The sequence below is a fragment of the Streptomyces beihaiensis genome, assembly GCF_026274175.1.
In the GTDB taxonomy this organism is placed as follows: Bacteria; Actinomycetota; Actinomycetes; order Streptomycetales; family Streptomycetaceae; genus Streptomyces; species Streptomyces beihaiensis.
Genome location: NZ_JAPHNL010000270.1, coordinates 37,029 through 44,320 on the forward strand (window position 1 = coordinate 37,029; position 7,292 = coordinate 44,320).

At 73.2% G+C, this 7,292-nt stretch carries 6 protein-coding genes; 2 read left to right on the forward strand and 4 right to left on the reverse strand.

Annotated elements, in window-relative coordinates:
* Positions 1-187: 187 nt before the first annotated feature.
* Positions 188-1,984, forward strand: coding sequence for an AMP-dependent synthetase/ligase (locus tag OFY01_RS21925; protein WP_266602545.1), 1,797 nt, complete (start codon positions 188-190; stop codon positions 1,982-1,984).
* Positions 1,985-2,188: 204 nt separating this feature from the next.
* Here OFY01_RS21925 and OFY01_RS21930 read toward each other — a convergent pair whose 3' ends face one another.
* Positions 2,189-3,331 (reverse strand): glycosyltransferase family 4 protein, encoded by a 1,143-nt coding sequence (locus OFY01_RS21930; RefSeq protein WP_266602562.1) that lies wholly within the window; start codon positions 3,329-3,331, stop codon positions 2,189-2,191.
* A 184-nt stretch (positions 3,332-3,515) separates the two neighbouring features.
* On the opposite strand from OFY01_RS21930, the gene OFY01_RS21935 reads away from it, so the two are divergent.
* Complete coding sequence (locus OFY01_RS21935) at positions 3,516-4,760, forward strand: glycosyltransferase 87 family protein (protein WP_266602547.1); 1,245 nt, start codon at positions 3,516-3,518, stop codon at positions 4,758-4,760.
* Here OFY01_RS21935 and OFY01_RS21940 read toward each other — a convergent pair.
* From OFY01_RS21940 to OFY01_RS21950, 3 genes are all read right to left on the reverse strand, one after another.
* Complete coding sequence (locus OFY01_RS21940; RefSeq protein WP_407700399.1) at positions 4,721-4,984, reverse strand: hypothetical protein; 264 nt, start codon at positions 4,982-4,984, stop codon at positions 4,721-4,723. The two genes, OFY01_RS21935 and OFY01_RS21940, sit on opposite strands and share 40 nt — an antisense overlap.
* Before the next feature lie 80 nt (positions 4,985-5,064).
* Complete coding sequence (locus OFY01_RS21945; protein WP_266602549.1) at positions 5,065-6,276, reverse strand: LPS-assembly lipoprotein LptE; 1,212 nt, start codon at positions 6,274-6,276, stop codon at positions 5,065-5,067.
* A gap of 72 nt (positions 6,277-6,348) precedes the next feature.
* The coding region (locus OFY01_RS21950; RefSeq protein ID WP_266602551.1) for a C40 family peptidase at positions 6,349-7,292 on the reverse strand (944 nt) is incomplete at its 5' end.

Sequence of the window (7,292 nt, forward strand, 5' to 3'; positions counted from 1 at the left end):
CCCTACCGAAAGTGCAGTACTGGTGGGTAACGTCCGGGCAGTCCAGTCGTGCTCAGTATTTCAACAACCGCATGCGACACCCCCGAACACCCGCGGATCAGAAAGACCGAGCACCTGCCCGAGCCTTGGACCGCTCCGGTGCATCGCACAATGTCGTGACGCCGGCGCCCTATGAGGAGCAGCAGTCTTGCGCGAGTTCAGCCTTCCGGCTTTGTACGAGGTCCCTGCGGACGGCAATCTGACCGACATCGTCCGGCGCAACGCCGCGCAGCATCCCGATGTCGCCGTCATAGGCCGCAAGGTGGACGGCGTCTGGCAGGACATCACCTCGGTCCGCTTCCTCGCCGAGGTGCGGGCCGCCGCCAAGGGGCTGATCGCCTCGGGCGTGCAGCCCGGCGACCGGGTCGGGCTGATGTCGCGCACCCGCTACGAGTGGACGCTGCTCGACTTCGCGATCTGGAGCGCGGGCGCGGTGACCGTGCCGGTGTACGAGACGAGCTCGGCCGAGCAGATCCAGTGGATCCTCGGCGACTCGGGAGCCGTCGCCATCGTGGTCGAGTCGGACGCGCACGCCGCGGCCGTCGCCTCGGTCCGCGACACCCTGCCCGCCCTCAAGCACGTCTGGCAGATCGAGGCCGGCGGCGTGGAGGAGCTGGACGCGGCGGGCGCGGACGTCGCGGACGCGACCGTGGACGAGCGCAGCGCGGTGGCGAAGGCCGACGACCCGGCGACGATCGTGTACACGTCGGGCACGACGGGCCGCCCCAAGGGCTGTGTCCTCACCCACCGCAGCTTCTTCGCCGAGTGCGGCAACGTGGTGGCGCGCCTCAAGCCGCTGTTCCGTACGGGCGAGTGCTCGGTGCTGCTGTTCCTGCCGGTGGCGCACGTGTTCGGCCGTCTCGTCGAGGTCGCCTCGCTGATGGCGCCGATCAAGCTGGGCCACGCGCCGGACATCAAGAACCTCACCGACGAGCTGGCCGCGTTCCGTCCCACGCTGATCCTGGGCGTGCCGCGCGTCTTCGAGAAGGTGTACAACTCGGCACGGGCCAAGGCGCAGGCCGACGGCAAGGGCAAGATCTTCGACAAGGCCGCGGACACGGCGATCGAGTACAGCCGTGCGCTCGACACCCCGAAGGGCCCGTCGCTCGCGCTCAAGATCAAGTACAGGACGTTCGACAAGCTGGTCTACAGCAAGCTGCGCGCCGTCCTCGGCGGCCGCGGCGAGTACGCGATCTCCGGTGGCGCGCCGCTCGGCGAGCGCCTGGGCCACTTCTTCCGCGGCATCGGCTTCACGGTCCTGGAGGGCTACGGCCTGACCGAGTCCTGCGCCGCGACCGCCTTCAACCCGTGGGACCGCCAGAAGATCGGCACGGTGGGTCAGCCGCTGCCGGGCTCGGTGGTCCGGATCGCCGACGACGGTGAGGTGCTGCTGCACGGCGAGCACCTGTTCACCGGCTACTGGAACAACGAGGGCGCCACCCGCGAGGCGCTCGCCGACGGCTGGTTCCACACCGGGGACATCGGCACGCTCGACGAGGACGGCTACCTCCAGATCACCGGCCGCAAGAAGGAGATCATCGTGACGGCGGGCGGCAAGAACGTCGCCCCGGCCGTCATCGAGGACCGCATCCGCGCGCACGCCCTGGTCGCGGAGTGCATGGTGGTCGGCGACGCGCGGCCGTTCGTCGGGGCGCTCGTCACCATCGACGAGGAGTTCCTCGGCAAGTGGGCGGCGGAGCACGGCAAGCCGAAGGGCTCGACGGTCGCGTCGCTGCGCGAGGACCCGGATCTGCTGGCGGAGATCCAGGCGGCGGTGGACGACGGCAACGCGGCGGTCTCCAAGGCGGAGTCGGTGCGCAAGTTCCGGATTCTGGGGAGCCAGTTCACCGAGGAGTCGGGGCACTTGACGCCTTCGCTGAAATTGAAGCGGGGTGTCGTGGCCAAGGACTACGCGGACGAGGTCGAGGCGATCTACCGCAAGTAGCGCCGTCGGGGCTCGGTTGTCGACGGGCTCAGGTCCGTCGTGGCTGGTCGCGCGGTTCCCCGCGCCCCTGGGACGCACGCACTCCGTGCGGCGTCTCGCAGGGAAGGCGCGGCGAAGCCGCAGCACTTCAGGGGCGCGGGGAACCGCGCGAGCAGCCAGACCCACCCGCACCCGCGAGACGCCCCCACAGGGCACCCCTGGGTGCTACAGCAACGCCTTCAGCCGCTCGGCCAGAAGGTCCCAGCGCCAGCGCTCCTCCACCCACGCACGCCCGCGCTCCCCCATCCGCCGCCGCAGCTGCGGATCCCGCAGCAGCGTGACGACGCGGTCGGCGGCTTCCTGCGGGGCACCGCCCCGCACCACCCACCCGGTCTCCCCGTCGAGCACGGCGTCGGGCGCGCCGCCCGAGTCGCCCGCGACCACGGGCAGCCCGGTCGCGGATGCCTCCAGGTAGACGATGCCGAGGCCCTCCACGTCGAGCCCGCCGCGCCGCGTACGGCACGGCATGGCGAAGACGTCACCGGCGCCGTAGTGGGCCGGGAGCTCCTCCCAGGGCACGGCCCCGGTGAACCGCACGGAGTCCGCGACCCCGGTCGCGTCCGCCAGCTTGCGCAGGTCCTTCTCGTACGGGCCGCCGCCGACGACGAGCAGCACCGCGTCCGGCACGGCGGCCAGGATGCGCGGCATGGCGAGGATCAGGGTGTCCTGGCCCTTGCGCGGCACGAGCCGCGAGACGCACACGACGACCGGGCGGTCGGTGAGGCCGAGCCGGGCCCGCACCTCGTCGCCGCCGGAGTCGGGGTGGAACGTCTTCTCGTCGACGCCCGGCGGCAGCTGCTCCATCCGCGCGGCCGCGGCCGGGCTGAGCGCCGCCGCGATGCGCGAGCGGGTGTACTCGCCGAGATACGTGATCGTGTCGGTCGACTCTCCGATGCGGCGCAGCAGCTGCCGGGAGGCGGGCAGTTGGGCCCAGCCGGCCTCGTGCCCGTGGGTCGTCGCGACGAGCCGCCCGGCGCCCGCCCGGCGCAGCGCGGGCGCCATCAGGCCGAGCGGGGCGGCGGCCCCGAACCACACCGACGTACAGCCGTGCTCCTTGAGCAGGCCCACCGCGCGCCGGGTCACGCGCGGCGTGGGCAGCAGCATCGTCGTACGGTCGCGCACGACGGTGAACGGCTGCTCGGCGTCGAACTCCGCCGTGGCCCGGGCGCCCTCGCTGCCGCGCTTCCACGTGGAGGCGTAGACGACGAGCCGGTCCGGGTCCAGGCGCAGCGCCATGTTGTGCAGGAACGCCTGGATGCCACCCGGCCTGGGCGGAAAATCGTTGGTCACGATCAGGGTCTTGTGCATAACCGTCTTCGCCGTCTTCGCCGTCTTCGCCGTACTCGCCACGTTCGCCGCGCTCTTGCCGCGCTCTTACCGCGTTCGCCGCGCGCTCCGCCGCCGCCGCCGACAGTACCGAACGTGTCGCTCGTGTGCGCCACCGTGCCCATCGCCGTGGCGGGTACGCGGCCCCGCCGGGCATGATGTGCGGATGAAGACGCGACACCCCGCAGCGCTCCTGGTCACCTGGGCGCTGACCCGCACCCTGCTCCTGCTGTGCGTCTTCAAGGTGATCGTCGTGCCGGGCCCGGACGTCACGAGCGACGTGTCGGTGATCTACCACGGCTGGTTCGAGGTCCTGCGCACCGGAACGTTCCCTCTGCACGACGTGACCTGGCAGTACCCGCCGGCCGCCGCGACGGCGATCCTCTCGCCCGCGCTGCTCCCGTTCCTCGACTACGCCTCCGCCTTCTTCCTCCTGGCGTTCCTCGCGGACGCGGCCGTCTTCGTGATGCTGCTGTACGTCGCCGAACGGCACGGCAAGGCGCGGCGCGGTGTGTGGGTGTGGGTCGTGGGCGTGCCGCTGCTCGGGCAGACGGTGTACGCGCGCTACGACGTGATGGTCACGGCCGTCGCGGTCGCGGCGCTGCTCGCGGCGGCCCGGCATCCGCGGGCGGCGGGCCTGCTCGCGGCGGTCGGGGCGATGCTGAAGGTGTGGCCGGTGCTGGTGCTCACCGGTATGCGCCGGGGGGTCGCCACGCGCGCGTCGTGGGGCGCCGCGCTGTTCACGGGCGGCCTCCTCCTGCTGGCCTTCACGTTCTCGATGCCGGGGGCGATGGCCTTCCTCACCTTCCAGCGGGACCGGGGGACCGAGGTGGAGTCGCTGGGCTCGCTCGTCTTCCATGTGGCGCGGCAGTTCGGCTGGCAGGGCTCGGTGCGGCTGAACTACGGCTCGGTGGAGTTCCTCGGCCCGTACGTCCACCTGGTCAGCACCGTCGCGCAGGTCCTGACGGTGGTCGCGTTCGCGTGGCTGGTGCTGTGGCGGGTGCGGGCGCGGGCGTGGGAGCCGAGCACGACCGCGGACGCGGCGCTGACGGCGGTGCTGCTGTTCACGACGACGAGCCGGGTCATCAGCCCCCAGTACATGGTGTGGCTCGTCGGCCTGGCCGCGGTCTGCCTGCTGTACCGGGGCAGCCGGATGACGCTGCCGACGTATCTGGTCCTGGCGGCGACGTTCGTGACGTTCCTGGAGTTCCCGATCTGGTTCGGGGACGTCGTGACGAGCGACGTCCGGGGCGTGACGCTGCTGCTGATCCGCAACGGCCTGCTGGTGGCGGCCTCGCTGACCGCCTGCCGTCGCCTGTGGCGCACGACGGTGACCGCCCCGCGCCGCGCGGCCGACTCGCCCCGGACGCCTCAGCCCGCCCAGGAGCAGGCGGTGCGCGCTCCGTCCTGAGCGCCGTCGCCGACCACCGCCCGCCGGGCCACAACCCCGAGGCAGGCGCACTGCACGGCCATCGCGGCGGCCATCGCGGCGGCTGTTCCCGGCAGCCCCCACGCCCCTGAGAGCCACGCGGCGCACGGCAGCTGCAACGCGACGCCGAGCAGGGTCACGCGCAGCGCCCTGGGCGCTCCCCCGCTGCCCTCGAAGGCGCCGCCGAGCGCGATGAAGCCCGCCATGAGGACCAGGTACGGGCCGGTGCAGCGGGCATGGCTGCGGGAGGCCGTCGTCGGGCTGGGCGGCGGGTGAGCTGTTGCCGTCAGCCCAGTTCGTCTCGGACGTACGACCGCCACTGCGCCACGAAGGCGGGTTCGTCCACGCCCAGGACCCGGTTCAGCGCGGCGTCCACCGCGCCCGAGCGGCCGTGGTGGGCGCCGACCGCGGCGTAGAAGGAGGCCAGCTTCCGCTCGCCCCACTTGTCCGCGATCATGCGGCAGGCCAGCCAGCCGCTCTCGTAGGCGCGGGCGAGCTCCCCGGACTCGCTGCTGAAGCGGAAGGCCCTGTCGTCGGGGAGTTCGGACGGGGCGTCGCCCGCACGGACCACCTTCTGGAGTTCGGGGGCCACCTGCGCCGGGGTGCGGCCCGTGCCGCGGTAGCCGACCCAGTCCGCGTAGCCCTCGGAGAGCCACAGCGGGGTCGCGGCGGAGGTCGACGCGCGCGTGGCCACGTGCGTGGTCTCGTGCGTGAGGACCACCTGCTTGCCGAAGTCGCCCAGCACGGCGTACGCGTCCGGGTTGACGATCACGCGGTCCGCGGGCGCGGTGCGGGAGCCGCCCGCCTCGCCGGTCGTGACGGCCGCGATCCCCCGGTAGCCGGAGGCGGGCGCCCCGAGCAGTTCCCCCATGGCATCGAGGGACTTGGGCACCAGGAGGACGACCTTGCGTGCCCAGTGGGTGCCCCACGCGGAGTCGACGGCGGGCACGGCGTGGTCGGCGAGCGCCGCGTAGGCCCGCAGTCGCGCGCTGCTGCGGCCGACGCCGAGGACGAGGCTGTGCGCCCCGCTCACCACCGTGACCTCGCCCTGCTCCCACAGCTGCTCGCCCGAGCCCTTGGCGGGACGGTCCGCCGTGACGGACCAGGTCCCTGTCCCCGGCCCCGACGCGTCCCCGGACCGGCGCAGTTCGAGCGTGCGGTCGGTGACCAGCGGGGCGTCGTCGTAGCCGTCCACCCGGTAGCTCAGCTCGGCCGACACCCGGACCGTCCGGGCGCTCGCCGTCTCGACCCGCGTGACCTTGTACCGCCATGAGTCCAGCGGCACCTTCCCCAGGTCGGTCACCAGCTCCGGCTCCGCGTCACCGGTGGCGCGGTAGGCGGCGGCGTCCCGGTCCATGACCGCGTCCGCCCGGCGGTCGAGGACGCGCTGGATCGCCGTCGTCCGGGTGGTGTCCGGCGTGGGCCCGCTGCCGCCGCACCCGGTGAGCGGGACGAGCAGCGCGCCGAGCGCGGCCACGGCCCACGCCCTGCCCCGCATCCGCGTCCCTGTCCGCGTTCGTGTCCGCCCTCGACCTGCCATCTCTCCGATCGTACGGGCACCCGGGCGCGGTCAGACGCGTGTCACCGAGTTCACCGGCATCATGCCGACCGGGTCGTAGCGCACCCTCGCGCCGGGATAGGGCGCGTGGATCACCTGGCCGTTGCCCACGTACATGGCGACGTGGTGCGCGTCGGACCCGTAGGTGACCAGGTCGCCGGGGCGCGCCTCGGAGAGCGGGACGCGGCGGCCGGCGACCCGCTGGGCCTGCGAGGTGCGCGGCAGCGACACCCCCGCCTTCCCGTACGACCACTGCATCAGGCCCGAACAGTCGAACGCCGAAGGGCCGTCGGCGCCCCACACGTACGGTTTGCCGATCGCGGACTGCGCCGCGGCGAGCGCCATGGCGGCACGGGCCGAGGACGCGGGCCCGACGCCGGACAGGTCGGGGCGTTCGCCGCCGCGCGAGGCCCGCTCGTACGCGGCGCGCTCGTCGGTCGGCATGGCGGCGAGCACCCGGCGCGCCTTGGCGAGTTTCGCCTCGACGGTGCGCTTGTGCCGGGCGACCGCCTTGCGGGCCGATTCGAGGTCGGCGAGCGTGTGCCGCGCCTCGGCCCGCCGCTGGGCGAGGCGGCGCTGGGCGCGCTGGAGGTCGGTCAGGTCGTCGGCCTGCCGCGCGCTGATCCGCTCCAGGGTGCCGATCCGGTCGAGGTAACCGTCCGGGTCGGAGGAGAGCATCAGGGTGAGCGAGGGGTCGATGCCGCCCGAGCGGTACTGGGCGCCCGCCACCATGCCGAGTGCCTGGCGCATCCTGTTGATCCGCTGCTGACCGCGCGCCACCTCGTCCTGGGTCTCGGCGAGTTCCTTGCGCAGTTTCCCGGCGCGCTCGTCGGCGGCGTCGTACTCCTGGGTGGCCTTCTCCGCCTGCTCGTACAGGCGGTCCACCTCTGCCTTGGCGTCGGCCGGCCGGTCGTGCGGCGCGGCACCGGCCGGTGCCGCGCCGCACGACCGGCCGG

Coding starts and splice junctions, on each gene's coding strand:
- OFY01_RS21930 (WP_266602562.1), bottom strand. CDS start 3,331: ATGCACAAGACCCTGATCGTGACCAACGATTTTCCGCCCAGGCCGGGT.
- OFY01_RS21945 (WP_266602549.1), bottom strand. CDS start 6,276: ATGCGGGGCAGGGCGTGGGCCGTGGCCGCGCTCGGCGCGCTGCTCGTC.
- OFY01_RS21935 (WP_266602547.1), top strand. CDS start 3,516: ATGAAGACGCGACACCCCGCAGCGCTCCTGGTCACCTGGGCGCTGACC.
- OFY01_RS21940 (WP_407700399.1), bottom strand. CDS start 4,984: ATGGCGGGCTTCATCGCGCTCGGCGGCGCCTTCGAGGGCAGCGGGGGA.